Origin of the sequence: Oceanihabitans sp. 2_MG-2023 (genome assembly GCF_030547245.1) — a bacterium.
Classification (GTDB): Bacteria; Bacteroidota; Bacteroidia; order Flavobacteriales; family Flavobacteriaceae; genus Oceanihabitans.
The window spans coordinates 93,230-109,553 of sequence record NZ_JAUOQT010000006.1; the positions used below are offsets into that span (position 1 = coordinate 93,230).

Here is a 16,324-nt window from a genome sequence, read left to right on the forward strand (position 1 = left end):
ATTTTTTTTTCAAAACCCTGCTTCAAACCCTAATAATATGCTAAAAAATAGCCGTTAAGCTTAAGTGAATTTTAGAATTAGAAAACTGGAATTTTTGATTTTCGCTTTTGCCATTTGCATAATTAAATTTTAGCAAACCAGCTTTAGTTAATAACCCAAAACCAAATCCAAATCCATATAATTTTTCCCTTTGATTTGTTAGGTCATTTTCTAAATAGGAGAAGTCTATAATAGAATGAATATATAGGGAGCTGCTTAATTGGTATCTGTATTCTGTGTTTGCTAGTGCGTAAAGTGAAGCAGTGAGGCTGTTTTCTTCAAAACCTCTAATAGAGTTAATGCCACCAAACCGAAATAATTCATTTTCTAAATAATTGTTAGAAAACAAGCCGGAACTATTAATTCTTATATAAGCACTATTTTTATTGTTTAGATTGAAAATTTTAAACGCATCAATAAAAAATTGCGTTTGGTTTTCAGATGTATTTAAGTAGCTCCTCTTACCATTGCCTAACTCTAAAGCTAGTAAGAGGTTTCTGTTAAAAAGCACATTGTTTTGAAGTTTGCTAAATGTAAATTTCACATTATACATGTTGGAGTTGTAATCTTGTATCTCTGGTTGTGCATTTTCTTCGTCTAATAAATTGTTAGAATTTGTACTGTTTAAACCAAAATGAATACTTGCTTGTGGATTTATTTGGTAAAATAATTTAGCAATTTGGTTTACCGTTGTAAAGGAGGAGTCTTTCTTAAATATTTGCAATCCTACTTCTGCCCCAATAGGAGAATTAAATAAATATGGTAGATTTAGATTTGCGTTAAATGTTTTCTGTTCATTTTCATCGCTTTTATATATTAGTTGAAAAGACTCACCCGAGTTTAGGTTGTTATTTAAATTTAAATTAAGATATCCATTAAAATCAATCTTGTTAGTAGTCTCATTCGTTCCAAAGCCTAAAAAACCATCAAAGTTATTACTTTTCGATTTTTCTACATATAAATATAGTATAGTGGAATCTTTTGTGAAAAGTGCTTCAGGATCTTTAATTTGATTGGCAAATTTTAATTCTTTTAAAGCTTCGTTTTTATTTTTTATTTCTGAAAGATTAAAAAGGATGCCTTTTTTTAATTTTAAATAATGCTTCAAATAGGACTTGGGGAACTTTTCATATCCTTTTACTATAATTTTGTCTACACTTCTTTTTTGTATGATTTCTTTTAAAACTAAAGAAGCCTCTAATGAAGTTTTGTTTTTTATTGTAATGTTTTCAAGTTTCAGTTCACTAAACGGAAAACCTAGATCGCTAATTTTTGAGTTTATGTAATAAAGAGAAGTTTCTATGTTGTTAAAAGGTAAAACAAAATAATCCTCGTTTACACTATTAGAGATTTGTTTAAGAATAGATTTGTTGATTATTTCCTCCTTATAATATATATCTATTTCTTTGTATAAGTTTTTTAAATGAAAAAGCCCTAAGTAAGTTGAGTCATTTTCTTTCTTTAGATCTTTTAATTTATTTTCAATGTAGCCTGTTTGATAAAGTTTTTTTTGAATGGAATCCAGTTCGTCTGTTATTCCATTTAAATCTATATGGCTTTTTTTGTAAGAAATAGAGTCTAATACCGAAGTTTCCAAATCCGTTTCGCCAATAATATTTAAATATAAGTTTTGGCTAATTGCTTCCGAATAGAATAAAGTAGTTATTGTAAGTAGAAAGAATAATGATTTATACACGGTAATAATTGCAATTTTTTTATTGTGTAAATCTAACGGAAAAACAACAGTAATAATATAGTTTGAAACCTAATTTTTAATTTTAGTGAAAAATTAATGTACTGGTGTTTGATTTTTTCAAATTAATTCCTACATTTGCAGCCCTCTAAGAAGAGGATTTAAAAAATTATATATAATATATATGCCAACAATTTCACAATTAGTACGAAAAGGAAGAGCCAAAATAACCAAGAAGAGTAAATCGGCTGCTTTAGATTCGTGTCCACAAAGACGTGGTGTGTGTACTCGTGTTTATACGACGACACCTAAGAAACCAAACTCAGCAATGCGTAAGGTAGCAAGGGTTCGTTTAACAAACGGTAACGAGGTTAATGCATACATTGGCGGTGAAGGTCACAATTTACAAGAGCACTCGATAGTATTGGTTAGAGGTGGAAGGGTAAAAGATTTACCAGGAGTTAGATATCACATTGTTCGTGGTGCCTTAGACACAGCAGGTGTTGCAGGTAGAACGCAACGTAGATCTAAGTATGGTGCAAAACGCCCTAAGAAGTAATTTAAACTTTAAGAAGAAGACATGAGAAAAAGAGCAGCGAAAAAAAGACCGCTTTTACCAGATCCTAAATTTAACGACCAGTTAGTAACTCGTTTCGTTAATATGATGATGTGGGATGGTAAGAAGTCTATAGCTTTTAAAGTATTTTATGACGCAATAGCGATTGTAGAAGAAAAGAAAACAGACGAAGAAAAAACAGGTTTAGAGATTTGGAAAGACGCTTTATCTAACGTTATGCCTCACGTAGAAGTACGTAGTCGTAGAGTAGGTGGTGCTACATTTCAAATACCAATGCAGATCCGTCCAGACAGAAAAGTATCAACAGCAATGAAGTGGCTAATTAGTTATGCTCGTAAAAGAAACGAGAAATCTATGGCGCAACGTTTAGCATCTGAAGTTTTAGCGGCAGCTAAAGAGGAAGGAGCGGCTGTAAAAAAACGTACAGATACGCATAAAATGGCGGAAGCAAATAAAGCATTCTCTCACTTTAGATTTTAATAAGAAATGGCAAGAGATTTAAGATATACAAGAAATATAGGTATTGCGGCTCATATTGATGCTGGTAAAACAACAACAACTGAACGTGTGCTTTATTATACAGGAGTTTCACATAAAATTGGTGAGGTGCATGATGGTGCTGCAACAATGGACTGGATGGAGCAAGAGCAAGAAAGAGGTATTACAATTACTTCTGCTGCAACTACTTGTACATGGAAATTCCCGATAGAAAACGGAGAACCAACACCGGAGACAAAAGGATATCATTTTAATATTATTGATACTCCTGGTCACGTAGATTTTACTGTAGAGGTAAATAGATCATTACGTGTATTAGATGGTTTAGTTTTCTTGTTTAGTGCAGTAGATGGTGTAGAGCCACAATCTGAAACTAACTGGAGATTAGCAGATAACTATAAAGTACCAAGAATTGGTTTCGTTAATAAAATGGACCGTCAAGGGTCAGACTTTTTAGGGGTTTGTCAACAAGTAAAAGATATGTTGAAATCTAATGCGGTGCCAATCGTTTTAAATATTGGTGACGAAGAAGATTTTAAAGGTATTATAGATTTAGTAAAGAACCGTGCTATTGTATGGCATGATGCTACTCAAGGAGCTACTTTCGATGTTATCGAGATTCCTGAGGATATGAAAGAAGAAGCTCGTAAATATCGTGCACTTTTAATTGAAGAAGTTGCAAGTTATGATGAAAATCTTTTAGAAAAATTCATGGAAGATGAAGATTCTATTACAGAAGAAGAAGTGCATGCTGCACTTAGAGCTGCTGTAATGGATATGGCAATCATTCCTATGATTTGTGGTTCAGCATTCAAAAATAAAGGAGTGCAGTTCTTGTTAGATGCTGTTTGCCGTTATTTACCTTCTCCAACAGATAAAGAAGGTATCGTAGGTGTAAACCCAGATACAGGAAAAGAAGAATTACGTAAGCCAGATGTAAAGGAGCCTTTCGCTGCTTTAGCTTTTAAAATCGCTACAGATCCTTTTGTAGGACGTTTAGCGTTCTTTAGAGCATATTCAGGTCGTTTAGATGCAGGTTCTTATGTGTTAAATAACCGTTCAGGTAAAAAGGAGCGTATTTCACGTATTTATCAAATGCATGCAAATAAGCAAAATGCAATTGATTTTATTGAAGCTGGAGATATTGGAGCTGCTGTTGGATTTAAATCTATCAAAACAGGAGATACACTTTCAGATCAAGAGCATCCAATTGTATTAGAATCTATGGATTTTCCTGATCCAGTAATTGGTATTGCTGTAGAGCCTAAGACTAAAGCGGATGTAGATAAACTTGGAATGGGACTAGCTAAATTAGCTGAAGAAGATCCAACATTTACAGTTCGTTCTGACGAAGCTTCAGGGCAGACAATTATTTCAGGAATGGGGGAACTTCACTTAGATGTAATTGTAGATCGTTTAAAACGAGAGTTTAAAGTAGAAGTTAATCAAGGGCAACCTCAGGTTGAATATAAAGAAGCAATTACTGCTTCTGCTGATCATAGAGAAGTTTATAAAAAACAATCTGGTGGTCGTGGAAAATTTGCTGATATCGTATTTACTATTGAACCAGCAGATGAAGGTCAAGTTGGACTACAGTTTGAATCTGTAATTAAAGGTGGTAATGTTCCTAAAGAATTTATCCCTTCTATTGAAAAAGGATTTAAACAAGCAATGGTAAACGGACCATTAGCAGGTTTTGAAGTTGATGCTATGAAAATTACTTTAAAAGATGGTTCATATCATGATGTCGATTCAGATCAATTATCTTTTGAATTAGCAGCTAAATTAGGTTTTAAAAACGTAGCAAAAGCAGCTAAAGCTGTAATTATGGAACCTATCATGAAACTAGAAGTTATCACTCCAGAAGAAAATATGGGTGATATTGTAGGAGATTTAAATAGAAGAAGAGGACAAGTAAGTGATATGGGGGATAGAAATGGTGCAAAAACTGTAAAAGCTACTGTACCATTATCGGAGATGTTTGGATATGTAACTACATTAAGAACATTATCTTCAGGTCGTGCAACATCAACAATGGAATTTTCACACTATGCTGAAACTCCTAAGAATATATCTGAGGAAGTAATCGCTGCTGCTAAAGGAGAACAATCTTAAAAAGTTAAGAAAATGAGTCAAAAAATTAGAATAAAATTAAAGTCTTACGATCATAACTTAGTAGATAAGTCTGCTGAAAAGATTGTAAAAACAGTAAAAAGTACTGGTGCTGTAGTAACTGGACCAATTCCATTACCAACACATAAGAAAATTTTCACTGTATTACGTTCACCACACGTAAACAAGAAGTCTAGAGAACAATTTCAATTAAGCTCTTATAAGCGTTTATTAGATATTTACTCTTCATCTTCTAAAACAATTGACGCCCTAATGAAATTAGAGTTGCCAAGTGGTGTTGAAGTAGAGATCAAAGTTTAAGTTTAAACTTACATGTCCTTAACGATGGTTAAGGAAAAACGGTAAAAATACAATTCAAGGCTGAAACGTATTTTCAGCCTTGTTTTTTAATAAATAGTAACAAATAAATAAATAATAATATGTCTGGGTTAATTGGAAAGAAAATCGGTATGACCAGCATCTTTGATGAAAATGGAAAGAACATTCCATGTACAGTAATCGAAGCTGGACCATGTATCGTTACCCAAGTCAGAACTGAAGAAGTGGATGGTTATGAAGCCATTCAACTTGGTTTCGATGACGCGACAGAAAAAAGCGCTACAAAAGCTGACTTAGGTCATGCTAAAAAAGCGGGTACTTCTGTTAAGCGTAAAATCGTTGAATTTCAAGGTTTTGATGCGGAGTACAAATTAGGAGATGCTATAACAGTAGATCACTTTACAGAAGGTGAGTTTGTGGATATAGCTGGAACTTCAAAAGGTAAAGGATTTCAAGGGGTTGTAAAACGTCATGGATTTGGTGGAGTTGGTCAAGCAACGCATGGTCAACATAACCGTTTAAGAGCTCCTGGTTCTATTGGTGCTGCTTCATATCCTGCGAGAGTATTCAAAGGAATGAAAATGGCAGGTAGAATGGGTGGAGACACAGTAAAAGTTCAAAATTTAAGAGTTTTAAAAGTAGTTACTGATAAGAATCTACTTGTGGTTAAAGGATGTGTTCCTGGTCATAAAAACGCTTATGTAATTATTAGAAAATAATGAAAGTAGCAGTTGTAGATATTAACGGAAAAGACACAGGTAGAAAGGTAGACCTTTCTAAAGATGTGTTTGCTATTGAACCTAATAATCATGCTGTATATTTGGATGTTAAGCAATACTTAGCAAACCAAAGACAAGGTACTCACAAAGCTAAAGAAAGAGCGGAGATTACTGGAAGTACACGTAAGATTAAAAAGCAAAAAGGAACAGGTACAGCAAGAGCTGGATCTATTAAGTCTGGAGTTTTTAGAGGAGGAGGTCGTATGTTCGGTCCAAGACCAAGAAACTATAGCTTTAAATTAAATAAAAACCTGAAGCGTTTAGCACGTAAATCAGCTTTAAGTATAAAGGCTAGTGAGAAGTCAATAGTAGTAATCGAAGATTTAAATTTCGATACTCCTAAGACTAAAAATTTCACTGCAGTTTTAAAAGCTTTAGGGTTAGAAAACAAAAAATCACTGTTTGTGTTGGGTGCATCAAATAATAATGTATATTTGTCGTCACGCAATTTAAAAGGCTCTGAAGTGATAATTAACTCAGAATTAAGCACTTACAAGATTTTAAATGCAAATCAAGTAGTTCTTTTAGAGAGTTCTTTAGAAGGAATTGAAACGAATTTAAGTAAATAAGAAACAAATGAATATCTTAATTAAACCGATAATCACAGAAAAAGCGACAGCAAATAGCGAGTTAAACAACTGCTATACTTTTCAAGTGAATACAAAGGCGAACAAGGTAGAAATTAAAAAAGCGGTGGAAGCTGCTTATGGAGTTTCTGTTGAAAAAGTTCGTACTATAAATGTCCGTCCAGATAGAAGTACTAAGTTTACAAAAACTGGTATTCAACATGGTAAAACAAATGCAGTTAAAAAAGCAATTGTACAACTGGCGGAAGGTGAGATAATTGATTTATACACTAACATGTAATTAAAGACAAATGTCAGTAAGAAAATTAAAACCAATCACACCAGGACAGCGATTTAGAGTAGTTAATGGATTTGACGCCATTACTACTGATAAGCCGGAGAAAAGTTTATTAGCTCCGAATAAAAGGTCTGGTGGTAGAAACAGTCAAGGAAGAATGACCATGCGCTATATAGGTGGAGGTCATAAAAGAAAGTATCGTATTATCGATTTTAAACGTGATAAAGCAGGAGTTCCTGGTGAAGTTATGTCTATTCAATACGATCCAAATAGAACTGCATTCATCGCTTTATTGAATTATCAAGATGGCGAGAAGAGATACATTATTGCTCAAAATGGCTTACAAGTAGGTCAAACAGTAGTGTCAGGTGACACAGCAGGTCCGGAAATAGGAAATGCTATGCCACTAAGTAATATACCGCTAGGTACTATTATTTCTTGTTTAGAGTTGCGTCCAGGTCAAGGAGCTGTTATGGCTCGAAGTGCTGGTGCCTTTGCTCAATTAATGGCAAGAGATGGTAGATTTGCAACTGTAAAATTACCATCAGGTGAAACACGTTTAGTGTTAGTAACATGTATGGCTACAATAGGAGTTGTTTCTAACTCCGATCATCAATTGTTAGTTTCTGGTAAAGCAGGTAGAACAAGATGGTTAGGTAGACGTCCGCGTACTAGACCAGTAGTAATGAATCCTGTTGATCATCCAATGGGTGGTGGAGAAGGAAAATCTTCTGGTGGTCATCCTCGTTCTAGAAATGGTATACCTGCTAAAGGTTATAGAACCCGTTCTAAAACAAAAGCGAGTAATAAATATATTGTAGAACGTAGAAAGAAATAAGACATGTCAAGATCATTAAAAAAAGGACCTTACGTTCATTATAAATTAGAAAAGAAAGTTGCAGCTAACGTAGAAGCAAACAAAAAGACAGTAATCAAAACTTGGTCAAGAGCAAGTATGATTACTCCAGACTTTGTTGGACAAACAATAGCTGTACATAACGGTCGTCAATTTGTGCCAGTTTACGTAACTGAAAACATGGTAGGACATAAGTTAGGAGAATTTTCACCAACAAGATCATTTAGAGGTCACGCTGGTGCTAAAAATAAAGGTAAAAAGTAGAGCTATGGGAAGTCGTAAAAAACAAATGGCAGACGCTATTAAGGAAGCAAAAAAGGAAATCGCTTTTGCAAAACTTAATAATTGTCCTACATCACCAAGAAAAATGCGTTTAGTAGCCGATTTAGTAAGAGGTGAACGCGTAGAAAAAGCACTTAACATTTTAAAGTTTAGTCAAAAAGAAGCTTCAAATCGTTTAGAGAAATTGTTATTGTCTGCAATTGCAAACTGGCAAGCTAAAAACGAAGATGCTAGCATTGAAGAGGCTGAACTATTTGTTAAAGAAATTAGAGTAGATGGAGGAGCAATGTTAAAAAGATTGCGTCCAGCACCTCAAGGTCGTGCACACAGAATAAGAAAACGTTCAAACCACGTAACATTAGTGGTAGGGGCTAACAATAATACACAAAGCTAAGATAGATATGGGACAAAAAACAAATCCAATCGGAAATCGCTTAGGAATTATCAGAGGATGGGAATCTAACTGGTACGGAGGAAACGATTATGGTGATAAGCTTGCCGAAGACGATAAGATCAGAAAATACGTTCATGCACGTTTATCTAAAGCTAGTGTTTCAAGAGTAATCATTGAAAGAACTTTAAAACTTGTAACCGTTACTATCACTACAGCTAGACCTGGTATTATTATCGGAAAAGGTGGACAAGAGGTAGACAAGTTAAAAGAAGAGCTTAAAAAGATTACAGGTAAAGAGGTTCAAATAAATATATTTGAAATCAAAAGACCAGAACTTGACGCATTTTTAGTAGGATCTAGTATTGCTCGTCAAATTGAAAATAGAATTTCATATAGACGTGCTATCAAAATGGCAATTGCTGCTACAATGCGAATGAATGCTGAAGGAATTAAAATCCAAATTAGTGGTCGTTTAAATGGTGCTGAAATGGCACGTAGTGAACACTACAAAGAAGGACGTATTCCTTTATCAACCTTTAGAGCTGATATTGACTATGCTTTAGTTGAGGCACATACTACTTATGGTAGATTAGGTGTGAAAGTATGGATCATGAAAGGCGAAGTATATGGTAAAAGAGAACTTTCTCCGCTTGTTGGATTATCTAAGAAGCAAGGAAAAGGTGGAAGAGGCGGAAGAGATAATAAGAATCAATCTCGTCGTAGAAAGTAATTTTTTAAAGAAAAGACAAAATGTTACAGCCTAAAAGAACAAAATTTAGAAAAATGCAAAAGGGACGTATGAAGGGGAACTCTGGTAGAGGTCACCAATTATCATACGGTACTTTTGGAATAAAATCATTAGATTCAAACTTTTTAACTTCACGTCAAATTGAAGCTGCACGTATTGCTGCTACTCGTTACATGAAAAGAGAAGGATCATTGTGGATTAAAATCTTTCCAGATAAACCAATCACAAAGAAACCTCTTGAAGTACGTATGGGTAAAGGTAAAGGTGCTGTAGAATATTGGGCAGCAGTAGTTAAACCAGGAAGAATCTTATTCGAAATCGGTGGAGTGCCATTAGAAGTAGCGCAAGAAGCTTTACGTTTAGCAGCACAAAAACTACCAGTAAAAACTAAGTTTGTAATTGCTAGAGATTATCAAGCATAATAATTTAAGATGATGAAACAATCAGAAATTAAAGAATTATCTACTGCTGAGTTACAAGAGAAACTTAGTGAGACTAGAAGAAGTTATTCAGACCTTAAAATGGCTCATGTAGTATCTCCTTTAGAGAATCCAATACAGTTACGTTCTGTAAGAAGAGCTGTAGCTAGAATTGCGACTGAATTAACTAAAAGAGAATTACAATAATTCAGCTGAAAAGATGGAAAAAAGAAACTTAAGAAAAGAACGTATAGGTGTAGTTACTAGTAACAAAATGATGAAATCAATCGTTGTTGCCGAAGTAAAAAAAGTAAAACACCCTATGTATGGTAAGTTCGTGTTAAAAACAAAGAAATATGTTGCACACGACGAAACAAACGACTGTAACATTGGAGATACAGTAAAGATCATGGAAACAAGACCTTTATCTAAATCTAAATGTTGGAGATTAGTTGAAATAATAGAAAGAGCTAAATAATTATGGTACAAACAGAATCAAGATTAAAGGTAGCTGATAACACTGGAGCAAAAGAGGTTTTAACCATTCGTGTTCTAGGTGGTACAAAAAGAAGATACGCATCTGTAGGTGACAAAATAGTTGTTACAGTAAAAGACGCAACTCCTAATGGAAACATTAAAAAAGGAGCTGTTTCTACTGCAGTTGTAGTACGTACTAAAAAAGAAGTAAGACGTCCAGACGGATCTTATATAAGATTTGACGACAATGCTTGTGTGCTTTTAAACCCAACGGGTGAAATGAGAGGAACACGTGTATTTGGACCTGTTGCTAGAGAACTTCGTGATAAACAATTCATGAAAATTGTATCATTAGCACCAGAAGTGCTTTAATACATTTATAAAGATGACAAAGCTTAAAATAAAATCAGGAGATACAGTAAAAGTAATTGCTGGAGATCATAAAGGATCAGAAGGAAAAGTACTTAAAGTATTAATCGATAAGAACAAAGCGATCGTTGAAGGTATAAACATGGTTAAGAAACATACTAAACCAAGTGCACAAAGCCCTCAAGGTGGAATCGTAGAAAAAGAAGCTGCTATTCAAATATCTAACTTATCGTTGTTAACTTCTAAAGGAGAAACAACAAGAGTAGGTTATAGAATGGAAGGCGATAAGAAAGTAAGATTTTCAAAAAAATCTAATGAAGTAATATAGTTATGGCATATTCACCTAGACTTAAAGAAGAGTATAATAGCAAAATAGTTGCTGCTCTTACAGAAGAATTTAGTTATAAAAATGTAATGCAAGTACCAAAACTTAAAAAGATAGTTTTATCTAAAGGAGTTGGTGCAGCAGTAGCAGATAAAAAGTTAATCGACTACGCGTTAGAAGAATTGACAACTATAACTGGACAAAAAGCGATAGCAACAATATCTAAAAAGGATGTTGCTACTTTTAAATTACGTAAAGGAATGCCAATTGGCGCTAAAGTAACTTTACGTGGAGAAAGAATGTATGAGTTTTTAGACCGTTTAATAACAATTGCCTTACCACGTGTAAGAGATTTTAACGGAATTAAAGCTACAGGATTTGACGGAAGAGGTAACTACAACTTAGGAGTTGTTGAACAAATTATCTTCCCAGAGATTAATATCGATAAGGTAAATAAAATCTCAGGAATGGATATCACATTTGTAACTTCTGCCGAAACTGACAAAGAAGCAAAATCATTATTAACAGAACTAGGATTACCTTTTAAAAAGAACTAAGTTATGGCTAAAGAATCAATGAAAGCCCGCGAGGTTAAAAGAGCAAAAACAGTAGCAAAATATGCTGAAAAACGTAAAGCTTTAAAAGAAGCTGGAGATTATGAAGCATTACAAAAGTTACCTAAAAATGCTTCGCCAGTGCGTATGCACAATAGATGTAAATTAACAGGAAGACCAAAAGGTTACATGCGTACATTTGGTATCTCTCGTGTTACATTTAGAGAAATGGCAAATCAAGGCTTAATCCCAGGTGTTAGAAAAGCAAGTTGGTAAAATTAAATATAATCAGATTTTAGGTTCAACACCAACGTTGAAAACCAAGATCACAAAATCAATTAGTTATGTATACAGATCCAATAGCGGATTATTTAACTAGAGTTCGAAATGCGGTAAGAGCAAACCACAGAGTGGTGGAAATACCTGCTTCTAACTTGAAAAAAGAAATTACTAAAATATTATTCGATCAAGGATATATTTTAAGTTACAAGTTTGATGATTCTTCTGTACAAGGAACAATTAAAATTGCCCTTAAGTACAATAAAGAAACAAAAGAACCAGTAATTAAGAAAATTCAAAGAATCAGTAAACCAGGTTTACGTAAGTATGCAAGTTCAAAAGAATTGCCTAGAATCTTAAACGGTCTTGGTATTGCCATAGTTTCTACTTCTCATGGAGTAATGACAGGTAAGCAAGCACAAAGAGATAATGTAGGTGGTGAAGTACTTTGTTACGTTTACTAATTTAAAGCCCAAAAGAAATGTCAAGAATAGGAAATAATCCAGTAGCCATTCCAGAAGGCGTAACAGTAGACATTAAAGATAATGTTGTTACTGTAAAAGGTAAATTAGGAGAATTAACACAAAACTTTGATACTATAGAAATCAAAGTAGAAGATGGTAACGTTATGGTTACTCGTTCTTCAGACTCTAAAGATCAAAAAGCAAAACATGGTTTATATAGATCATTGATGCATAATATGATTGAAGGTGTATCTAAAGGATGGACTAAACAGTTAGAGTTAGTAGGTGTAGGTTATAGAGCATCAAACCAAGGGCAAAAGTTAGATTTAGCTTTAGGTTTTTCGCATAACATAGTATTGGATATAGCTCCTGAAGTTAAAATTGAAACAGTTTCAGATAAAGGAAAAAATCCAATAATAAAATTAACATCTCACGACAAACAACTTGTTGGACAGGTAGCTGCAAAAATACGTGGCTTCCGTAGACCAGAACCTTACAAAGGTAAAGGAGTTAAGTTTGTAGGAGAAGTATTAAGAAGAAAAGCAGGTAAATCAGCTTAATAAATAAGTTATGGCACTATCAAAATTCGAAAGAAGAATAAGAATAAAAAACAGAATTCGTAAGACTGTATCTGGTACAGAAACAAGACCAAGATTATCTGTTTTTAGAAGTAATAAAGAAATTTATGCTCAAATAGTTGATGATGTAACTGGTAAAACTATCAGTGCTGCATCTTCAAGAGATAAAGACATTAGTTCTGCTAAAGGTAATAAAACAGAAGTAGCTACATTAGTAGGTAAATCTGTGGCCGAAAAAGCAATAAAAGCTGGTATTAATACAATCTCTTTTGACAGAGGTGGTTATTTATATCATGGTAGAGTAAAATCATTAGCTGAAGGAGCTAGAGAAGCAGGACTTAAATTCTAAGAAATTATGTATCAAAAATACAAAAGCGCAGAGCTAGTAAAACCAAGTGGATTAGATCTTAAAGATCGTTTAGTTGGAGTACAAAGAGTTACTAAAGTAACTAAAGGTGGTAGAGCATTTGGTTTTTCAGCAATCGTAGTGGTTGGTGATGAAGCGGGTGTAGTAGGACACGGTTTAGGAAAATCTAAAGACGTTGCTAGTGCAATTGCAAAAGCAGTAGAAGACGCAAAGAAAAACCTAGTACGTATTCCTTTAATAAAAAGTACTTTACCACACGGACAAAAAGGAAAATTTGGTGGAGCAAGAGTAAACATCATTCCTGCAGCTCCTGGTACAGGAGTAATTGCTGGAGGAGCTGTAAGAACAGTTCTTGAGGCAGTTGGAGTACATGATGTATTATCAAAATCTCAAGGTTCATCAAACCCTCATAACGTAGTAAAAGCAACATTTGATGCTTTATTACAATTAAGAGATGCAAGAACAATTGCTCGTGATAGAGGAGTTTCTCTTGAAAAAGTTTTTAAAGGATAATAAAGGAAAACGATGGCAAAGATAAAAGTAAAAAAAGTAAAGAGTGCAATCAATCGTACGCAAAGACAAAAGAGAACTTTAGAAGCTCTTGGTCTTAAAAAGATTGGTCAAGTAGTAGAGCACGATGCCACACCAAATATCCTTGGTATGGTTGCTAAAGTTTCACATTTAGTTTCTGTTGAAGAAGCAAAATAATATAACACTTACAAATGGATTTAAGTAATTTAAAACCTGCAGAGGGTTCAGTAAAAAATCAAGGTAAACGAATAGGTCGTGGTCAAGGTACTGGAAAAGGTGGTACTGCAACACGTGGTCACAAAGGTGCTAAATCTCGTTCTGGTTACTCGAAAAAAGTTGGTTTTGAAGGAGGTCAAATGCCTATCCAACGTCGTGTACCTAAATTTGGTTTTACTAATATTAACCGTAAAGAATATCAAGGTATAAACTTAGATAAACTACAACAGTTAATTGACGACAAAGTAATTAAAGATACTCTTGATTTAGATACAATGATAGCATTACGTTTAGCTGGCAAAAATGAGTTAGTAAAAATATTAGGACGTGGTGAATTAAAATCTAAATTAACAGTAACAGCTCATAAATTTACAGCAACTGCAAAAGCAGCTATAGAAGCAGCTGGAGGAGAAGCAGTAACTTTATAATTAATTAAGAAGCATGAAATTTATAGAGACATTAAAGAATGTTTGGAAAATTGAAGAACTAAGAAACCGTATAATCTTAACATTAGGTTTACTCTTGGTATATCGTTTTGGAGCACAGGTAGTACTTCCAGGTATTGATGCTTCACAATTAGAAGGTATACAAGGTAATACTGAAGATGGTTTATTAGGTTTGTTAAATGCATTTACAGGAGGAGCATTTGCTAATGCTTCTGTTTTTGCTCTTGGTATCATGCCTTACATTTCTGCTTCGATTGTAGTACAATTAATGGGAATAGCTATTCCTTATTTACAAAAACTACAAAAAGAAGGAGCAAGTGGACAAAAGAAAATCACGCAAATAACACGTTGGTTAACTATTGCAATATGTTTGGTACAAGCTCCTGGATATCTAGCTAGCTTACCAGCTTTAGGAATTCCTCAATCAGCCTTTTTATTAGGCCAAGGAGGTTTATTTTATTTTTCTTCTGTTATTATTTTAGTAACAGGATGTATTTTTGCAATGTGGTTAGGTGAGAAGATTACAGATAAAGGTATTGGTAATGGTATTTCCTTATTAATTATGGTTGGTATAATAGCAACCTTGCCTAAAAACTTCTTATTAAACGCTTCTTCTAGATTAGAAGGTAATAATGTAATGTTAATTCTTTTTGAACTAGTAATTTGGTTAGCAATTATTGCAGCATGTATCATGTTAGTAATGGCTGTTAGAAAAATAGCAGTACAATATGCAAGAAGAACTGCATCTGGAGGATACGAGAAAAACGTATTTGGTGGTGCAAGACAGTTTATTCCATTAAAGCTTAATGCCTCAGGAGTAATGCCAATTATATTTGCACAAGCAATTATGTTTGTGCCAGGTTTAATAGGTAGTTCTTCGTTCTTAAAAGATACTTCGGCTGGACAATGGATGCAAACTAATTTTTCAGATATGTTTGGCTTTTGGTATAACTTAATATTTGCTTTATTAATTATTATATTTACATATTTTTATACTGCAATTACAGTACCAACAAATAAGATGGCAGATGATCTAAAACGTAGTGGAGGATTTATTCCTGGCATACGCCCTGGATCTGAAACATCAGAATATTTAGATAAAATCATGTCGCAAATCACATTACCTGGTTCTATATTTTTAGCACTTATTGCTGTGTTCCCAGCATTTATAGTTAAGCTAATGAATGTACAATCTGGTTGGGCTTTATTTTTTGGTGGAACATCACTATTAATTATGGTTGGAGTTGCAATTGATACTATGCAGCAAGTAAATTCTTACTTGTTAAATAGACACTATGACGGCTTGATGAAAACTGGTAAAAATAGAAAAGCAGTAGCTTAATTTATATACTATGGCAAAACAAGCAGCAATAGAACAAGACGGAACAATTATTGAAGCATTATCAAATGCTATGTTTCGTGTTGAATTAGAAAATGGTCACATTGTGACTGCACACATTTCCGGTAAAATGCGTATGCATTATATTAAATTATTACCAGGAGATAAAGTAAAATTAGAAATGAGTCCTTACGATTTAACGAAGGCTCGTATAACTTATAGATACTAATACCAATACGATGAAAGTAAGAGCATCAGTTAAAAAAAGAAGCGCAGATTGCAAAATAGTGCGTAGAAAAGGTAGACTTTACGTGATTAACAAAAAGAATCCTAGATTCAAACAAAGACAAGGGTAATTATGGCAAGAATTGCAGGTGTAGACATACCAAAACAGAAAAGAGGAGTAATCTCTCTAACTTATATCTACGGAGTAGGTAGAAGCAGATCAAAAGAAATTTTAGCTTCAGCTAAAGTTGATGAAAGTATTAAAGTTCAAGATTGGAACGATGACCAAATAGCAGCCATTCGTGATGCTGTAGGTTCGTATACAATTGAAGGTGAATTACGTTCTGAAACACAATTAAACATTAAGCGATTAATGGATATTGGATGTTACAGAGGTATTCGTCATAGATCTGGTCTTCCATTAAGAGGACAACGTACTAAAAACAACTCTAGAACTAGAAAAGGTAGAAGAAAAACTGTTGCTAACAAGAAAAAAGCAACTAAATAATAACATAGTCTTTAGTCTTTAGACGTTGGAAAGAATCTGTTTGAAA

General features: G+C 33.8%; 29 protein-coding genes. 28 read left to right on the forward strand and 1 reads right to left on the reverse strand.

The window, feature by feature from the left end:
• Positions 1-40: 40 nt before the first annotated feature.
• Positions 41-1,735 (reverse strand): POTRA domain-containing protein, encoded by a 1,695-nt coding sequence (locus Q4512_RS13105; RefSeq protein WP_303425493.1) that lies wholly within the window; start codon positions 1,733-1,735, stop codon positions 41-43.
• A 181-nt stretch (positions 1,736-1,916) separates the two neighbouring features.
• Here Q4512_RS13105 and rpsL point away from each other — a divergent pair, with 181 nt between their 5' ends.
• From rpsL to rpsM, 28 genes are all read left to right on the forward strand, one after another.
• Positions 1,917-2,291, forward strand: a complete 375-nt coding sequence (rpsL, locus tag Q4512_RS13110; protein ID WP_008269190.1) for a 30S ribosomal protein S12 — start codon at positions 1,917-1,919, stop codon at positions 2,289-2,291.
• Between the two features lie 21 nt (positions 2,292-2,312).
• Positions 2,313-2,789 carry a 30S ribosomal protein S7 gene (gene rpsG / locus Q4512_RS13115; RefSeq protein WP_303425496.1) on the forward strand — a complete coding sequence of 159 codons (477 nt, stop codon included), beginning with the start codon at positions 2,313-2,315 and terminating at the stop codon, positions 2,787-2,789.
• Between the two features lie 6 nt (positions 2,790-2,795).
• Positions 2,796-4,922, forward strand: coding sequence for an elongation factor G (gene fusA, locus Q4512_RS13120; RefSeq protein ID WP_303425499.1), 2,127 nt, complete (start codon positions 2,796-2,798; stop codon positions 4,920-4,922).
• 12 nt (positions 4,923-4,934) lie between these two features.
• Positions 4,935-5,240 (forward strand): 30S ribosomal protein S10, encoded by a 306-nt coding sequence (gene rpsJ, locus Q4512_RS13125; protein ID WP_010181931.1) that lies wholly within the window; start codon positions 4,935-4,937, stop codon positions 5,238-5,240.
• 119 nt (positions 5,241-5,359) lie between these two features.
• Positions 5,360-5,977, forward strand: coding sequence for a 50S ribosomal protein L3 (rplC, locus tag Q4512_RS13130; protein ID WP_303425502.1), 618 nt, complete (start codon positions 5,360-5,362; stop codon positions 5,975-5,977).
• Positions 5,977-6,606, forward strand: coding sequence for a 50S ribosomal protein L4 (gene rplD, locus Q4512_RS13135; protein WP_303425504.1), 630 nt, complete (start codon positions 5,977-5,979; stop codon positions 6,604-6,606). The genes rplC and rplD overlap by 1 nt, the downstream gene beginning before the upstream one ends.
• A gap of 7 nt (positions 6,607-6,613) precedes the next feature.
• Positions 6,614-6,904: a 50S ribosomal protein L23 gene (gene rplW, locus Q4512_RS13140; protein WP_055442882.1), complete on the forward strand. Its 291-nt coding sequence runs from the start codon at positions 6,614-6,616 to the stop codon at positions 6,902-6,904.
• A 10-nt stretch (positions 6,905-6,914) separates the two neighbouring features.
• Entirely contained in the window at positions 6,915-7,739 is an 825-nt protein-coding gene (gene rplB / locus Q4512_RS13145) for a 50S ribosomal protein L2 (RefSeq protein ID WP_303425508.1), read from the forward strand.
• A gap of 3 nt (positions 7,740-7,742) precedes the next feature.
• Positions 7,743-8,021: a 30S ribosomal protein S19 gene (gene rpsS / locus Q4512_RS13150; RefSeq protein WP_072349809.1), complete on the forward strand. Its 279-nt coding sequence runs from the start codon at positions 7,743-7,745 to the stop codon at positions 8,019-8,021.
• A 4-nt stretch (positions 8,022-8,025) separates the two neighbouring features.
• Positions 8,026-8,433 carry a 50S ribosomal protein L22 gene (rplV, locus tag Q4512_RS13155; RefSeq protein ID WP_303425513.1) on the forward strand — a complete coding sequence of 136 codons (408 nt, stop codon included), beginning with the start codon at positions 8,026-8,028 and terminating at the stop codon, positions 8,431-8,433.
• A gap of 7 nt (positions 8,434-8,440) precedes the next feature.
• Positions 8,441-9,163: a 30S ribosomal protein S3 gene (rpsC, locus tag Q4512_RS13160; RefSeq protein ID WP_215966971.1), complete on the forward strand. Its 723-nt coding sequence runs from the start codon at positions 8,441-8,443 to the stop codon at positions 9,161-9,163.
• A 20-nt stretch (positions 9,164-9,183) separates the two neighbouring features.
• On the forward strand, positions 9,184-9,603 hold the full coding sequence (gene rplP, locus Q4512_RS13165) for a 50S ribosomal protein L16 (protein WP_055442878.1): 420 nt from the start codon (positions 9,184-9,186) through the stop codon (positions 9,601-9,603).
• A 12-nt stretch (positions 9,604-9,615) separates the two neighbouring features.
• Positions 9,616-9,807, forward strand: a complete 192-nt coding sequence (gene rpmC, locus Q4512_RS13170) for a 50S ribosomal protein L29 (protein ID WP_215967034.1) — start codon at positions 9,616-9,618, stop codon at positions 9,805-9,807.
• A 13-nt stretch (positions 9,808-9,820) separates the two neighbouring features.
• Positions 9,821-10,078 carry a 30S ribosomal protein S17 gene (gene rpsQ / locus Q4512_RS13175; protein WP_013869035.1) on the forward strand — a complete coding sequence of 86 codons (258 nt, stop codon included), beginning with the start codon at positions 9,821-9,823 and terminating at the stop codon, positions 10,076-10,078.
• Between the two features lie 2 nt (positions 10,079-10,080).
• On the forward strand, positions 10,081-10,449 hold the full coding sequence (gene rplN, locus Q4512_RS13180) for a 50S ribosomal protein L14 (RefSeq protein ID WP_183486600.1): 369 nt from the start codon (positions 10,081-10,083) through the stop codon (positions 10,447-10,449).
• A gap of 13 nt (positions 10,450-10,462) precedes the next feature.
• Positions 10,463-10,774, forward strand: coding sequence for a 50S ribosomal protein L24 (gene rplX, locus Q4512_RS13185; protein WP_303425524.1), 312 nt, complete (start codon positions 10,463-10,465; stop codon positions 10,772-10,774).
• Positions 10,775-10,776: 2 nt separating this feature from the next.
• Complete coding sequence (gene rplE, locus Q4512_RS13190; RefSeq protein WP_303425527.1) at positions 10,777-11,328, forward strand: 50S ribosomal protein L5; 552 nt, start codon at positions 10,777-10,779, stop codon at positions 11,326-11,328.
• A gap of 3 nt (positions 11,329-11,331) precedes the next feature.
• Entirely contained in the window at positions 11,332-11,601 is a 270-nt protein-coding gene (rpsN, locus tag Q4512_RS13195) for a 30S ribosomal protein S14 (RefSeq protein ID WP_034043320.1), read from the forward strand.
• A gap of 68 nt (positions 11,602-11,669) precedes the next feature.
• Entirely contained in the window at positions 11,670-12,068 is a 399-nt protein-coding gene (gene rpsH / locus Q4512_RS13200; protein WP_303425531.1) for a 30S ribosomal protein S8, read from the forward strand.
• 17 nt (positions 12,069-12,085) lie between these two features.
• A complete protein-coding gene (gene rplF, locus Q4512_RS13205) occupies positions 12,086-12,628 on the forward strand; it encodes a 50S ribosomal protein L6 (RefSeq protein ID WP_303425533.1) in 543 nt (180 codons plus the stop codon).
• A 10-nt stretch (positions 12,629-12,638) separates the two neighbouring features.
• Positions 12,639-12,995, forward strand: coding sequence for a 50S ribosomal protein L18 (gene rplR / locus Q4512_RS13210; protein WP_303425534.1), 357 nt, complete (start codon positions 12,639-12,641; stop codon positions 12,993-12,995).
• A gap of 6 nt (positions 12,996-13,001) precedes the next feature.
• Positions 13,002-13,526: a 30S ribosomal protein S5 gene (gene rpsE, locus Q4512_RS13215; RefSeq protein WP_303425535.1), complete on the forward strand. Its 525-nt coding sequence runs from the start codon at positions 13,002-13,004 to the stop codon at positions 13,524-13,526.
• A gap of 12 nt (positions 13,527-13,538) precedes the next feature.
• The gene (rpmD, locus tag Q4512_RS13220) at positions 13,539-13,721 is read left to right on the forward strand and encodes a 50S ribosomal protein L30 (protein ID WP_215966978.1); all 183 of its coding nucleotides are present in this window, start codon (positions 13,539-13,541) and stop codon (positions 13,719-13,721) included.
• Positions 13,722-13,735: 14 nt separating this feature from the next.
• Complete coding sequence (gene rplO, locus Q4512_RS13225) at positions 13,736-14,188, forward strand: 50S ribosomal protein L15 (protein ID WP_303425537.1); 453 nt, start codon at positions 13,736-13,738, stop codon at positions 14,186-14,188.
• A 13-nt stretch (positions 14,189-14,201) separates the two neighbouring features.
• Positions 14,202-15,548: a preprotein translocase subunit SecY gene (gene secY / locus Q4512_RS13230; protein ID WP_303425538.1), complete on the forward strand. Its 1,347-nt coding sequence runs from the start codon at positions 14,202-14,204 to the stop codon at positions 15,546-15,548.
• Positions 15,549-15,558: 10 nt separating this feature from the next.
• Entirely contained in the window at positions 15,559-15,774 is a 216-nt protein-coding gene (gene infA / locus Q4512_RS13235; protein WP_007094967.1) for a translation initiation factor IF-1, read from the forward strand.
• 10 nt (positions 15,775-15,784) lie between these two features.
• Entirely contained in the window at positions 15,785-15,901 is a 117-nt protein-coding gene (ykgO, locus tag Q4512_RS13240) for a type B 50S ribosomal protein L36 (RefSeq protein WP_013305171.1), read from the forward strand.
• 2 nt (positions 15,902-15,903) lie between these two features.
• The gene (rpsM, locus tag Q4512_RS13245; RefSeq protein ID WP_303425539.1) at positions 15,904-16,278 is read left to right on the forward strand and encodes a 30S ribosomal protein S13; all 375 of its coding nucleotides are present in this window, start codon (positions 15,904-15,906) and stop codon (positions 16,276-16,278) included.
• Positions 16,279-16,324 lie beyond the last annotated feature (46 nt).

Coding starts and splice junctions, on each gene's coding strand:
- rpsL (WP_008269190.1), top strand. CDS start 1,917: ATGCCAACAATTTCACAATTAGTACGAAAAGGAAGAGCCAAAATAACC.
- rpsG (WP_303425496.1), top strand. CDS start 2,313: ATGAGAAAAAGAGCAGCGAAAAAAAGACCGCTTTTACCAGATCCTAAA.
- fusA (WP_303425499.1), top strand. CDS start 2,796: ATGGCAAGAGATTTAAGATATACAAGAAATATAGGTATTGCGGCTCAT.
- rpsJ (WP_010181931.1), top strand. CDS start 4,935: ATGAGTCAAAAAATTAGAATAAAATTAAAGTCTTACGATCATAACTTA.
- rplC (WP_303425502.1), top strand. CDS start 5,360: ATGTCTGGGTTAATTGGAAAGAAAATCGGTATGACCAGCATCTTTGAT.
- rplD (WP_303425504.1), top strand. CDS start 5,977: ATGAAAGTAGCAGTTGTAGATATTAACGGAAAAGACACAGGTAGAAAG.
- rplW (WP_055442882.1), top strand. CDS start 6,614: ATGAATATCTTAATTAAACCGATAATCACAGAAAAAGCGACAGCAAAT.
- rplB (WP_303425508.1), top strand. CDS start 6,915: ATGTCAGTAAGAAAATTAAAACCAATCACACCAGGACAGCGATTTAGA.
- rpsS (WP_072349809.1), top strand. CDS start 7,743: ATGTCAAGATCATTAAAAAAAGGACCTTACGTTCATTATAAATTAGAA.
- rplV (WP_303425513.1), top strand. CDS start 8,026: ATGGGAAGTCGTAAAAAACAAATGGCAGACGCTATTAAGGAAGCAAAA.
- rpsC (WP_215966971.1), top strand. CDS start 8,441: ATGGGACAAAAAACAAATCCAATCGGAAATCGCTTAGGAATTATCAGA.
- rplP (WP_055442878.1), top strand. CDS start 9,184: ATGTTACAGCCTAAAAGAACAAAATTTAGAAAAATGCAAAAGGGACGT.
- rpmC (WP_215967034.1), top strand. CDS start 9,616: ATGAAACAATCAGAAATTAAAGAATTATCTACTGCTGAGTTACAAGAG.
- rpsQ (WP_013869035.1), top strand. CDS start 9,821: ATGGAAAAAAGAAACTTAAGAAAAGAACGTATAGGTGTAGTTACTAGT.
- rplN (WP_183486600.1), top strand. CDS start 10,081: ATGGTACAAACAGAATCAAGATTAAAGGTAGCTGATAACACTGGAGCA.
- rplX (WP_303425524.1), top strand. CDS start 10,463: ATGACAAAGCTTAAAATAAAATCAGGAGATACAGTAAAAGTAATTGCT.
- rplE (WP_303425527.1), top strand. CDS start 10,777: ATGGCATATTCACCTAGACTTAAAGAAGAGTATAATAGCAAAATAGTT.
- rpsN (WP_034043320.1), top strand. CDS start 11,332: ATGGCTAAAGAATCAATGAAAGCCCGCGAGGTTAAAAGAGCAAAAACA.
- rpsH (WP_303425531.1), top strand. CDS start 11,670: ATGTATACAGATCCAATAGCGGATTATTTAACTAGAGTTCGAAATGCG.
- rplF (WP_303425533.1), top strand. CDS start 12,086: ATGTCAAGAATAGGAAATAATCCAGTAGCCATTCCAGAAGGCGTAACA.
- rplR (WP_303425534.1), top strand. CDS start 12,639: ATGGCACTATCAAAATTCGAAAGAAGAATAAGAATAAAAAACAGAATT.
- rpsE (WP_303425535.1), top strand. CDS start 13,002: ATGTATCAAAAATACAAAAGCGCAGAGCTAGTAAAACCAAGTGGATTA.
- rpmD (WP_215966978.1), top strand. CDS start 13,539: ATGGCAAAGATAAAAGTAAAAAAAGTAAAGAGTGCAATCAATCGTACG.
- rplO (WP_303425537.1), top strand. CDS start 13,736: ATGGATTTAAGTAATTTAAAACCTGCAGAGGGTTCAGTAAAAAATCAA.
- secY (WP_303425538.1), top strand. CDS start 14,202: ATGAAATTTATAGAGACATTAAAGAATGTTTGGAAAATTGAAGAACTA.
- infA (WP_007094967.1), top strand. CDS start 15,559: ATGGCAAAACAAGCAGCAATAGAACAAGACGGAACAATTATTGAAGCA.
- ykgO (WP_013305171.1), top strand. CDS start 15,785: ATGAAAGTAAGAGCATCAGTTAAAAAAAGAAGCGCAGATTGCAAAATA.
- rpsM (WP_303425539.1), top strand. CDS start 15,904: ATGGCAAGAATTGCAGGTGTAGACATACCAAAACAGAAAAGAGGAGTA.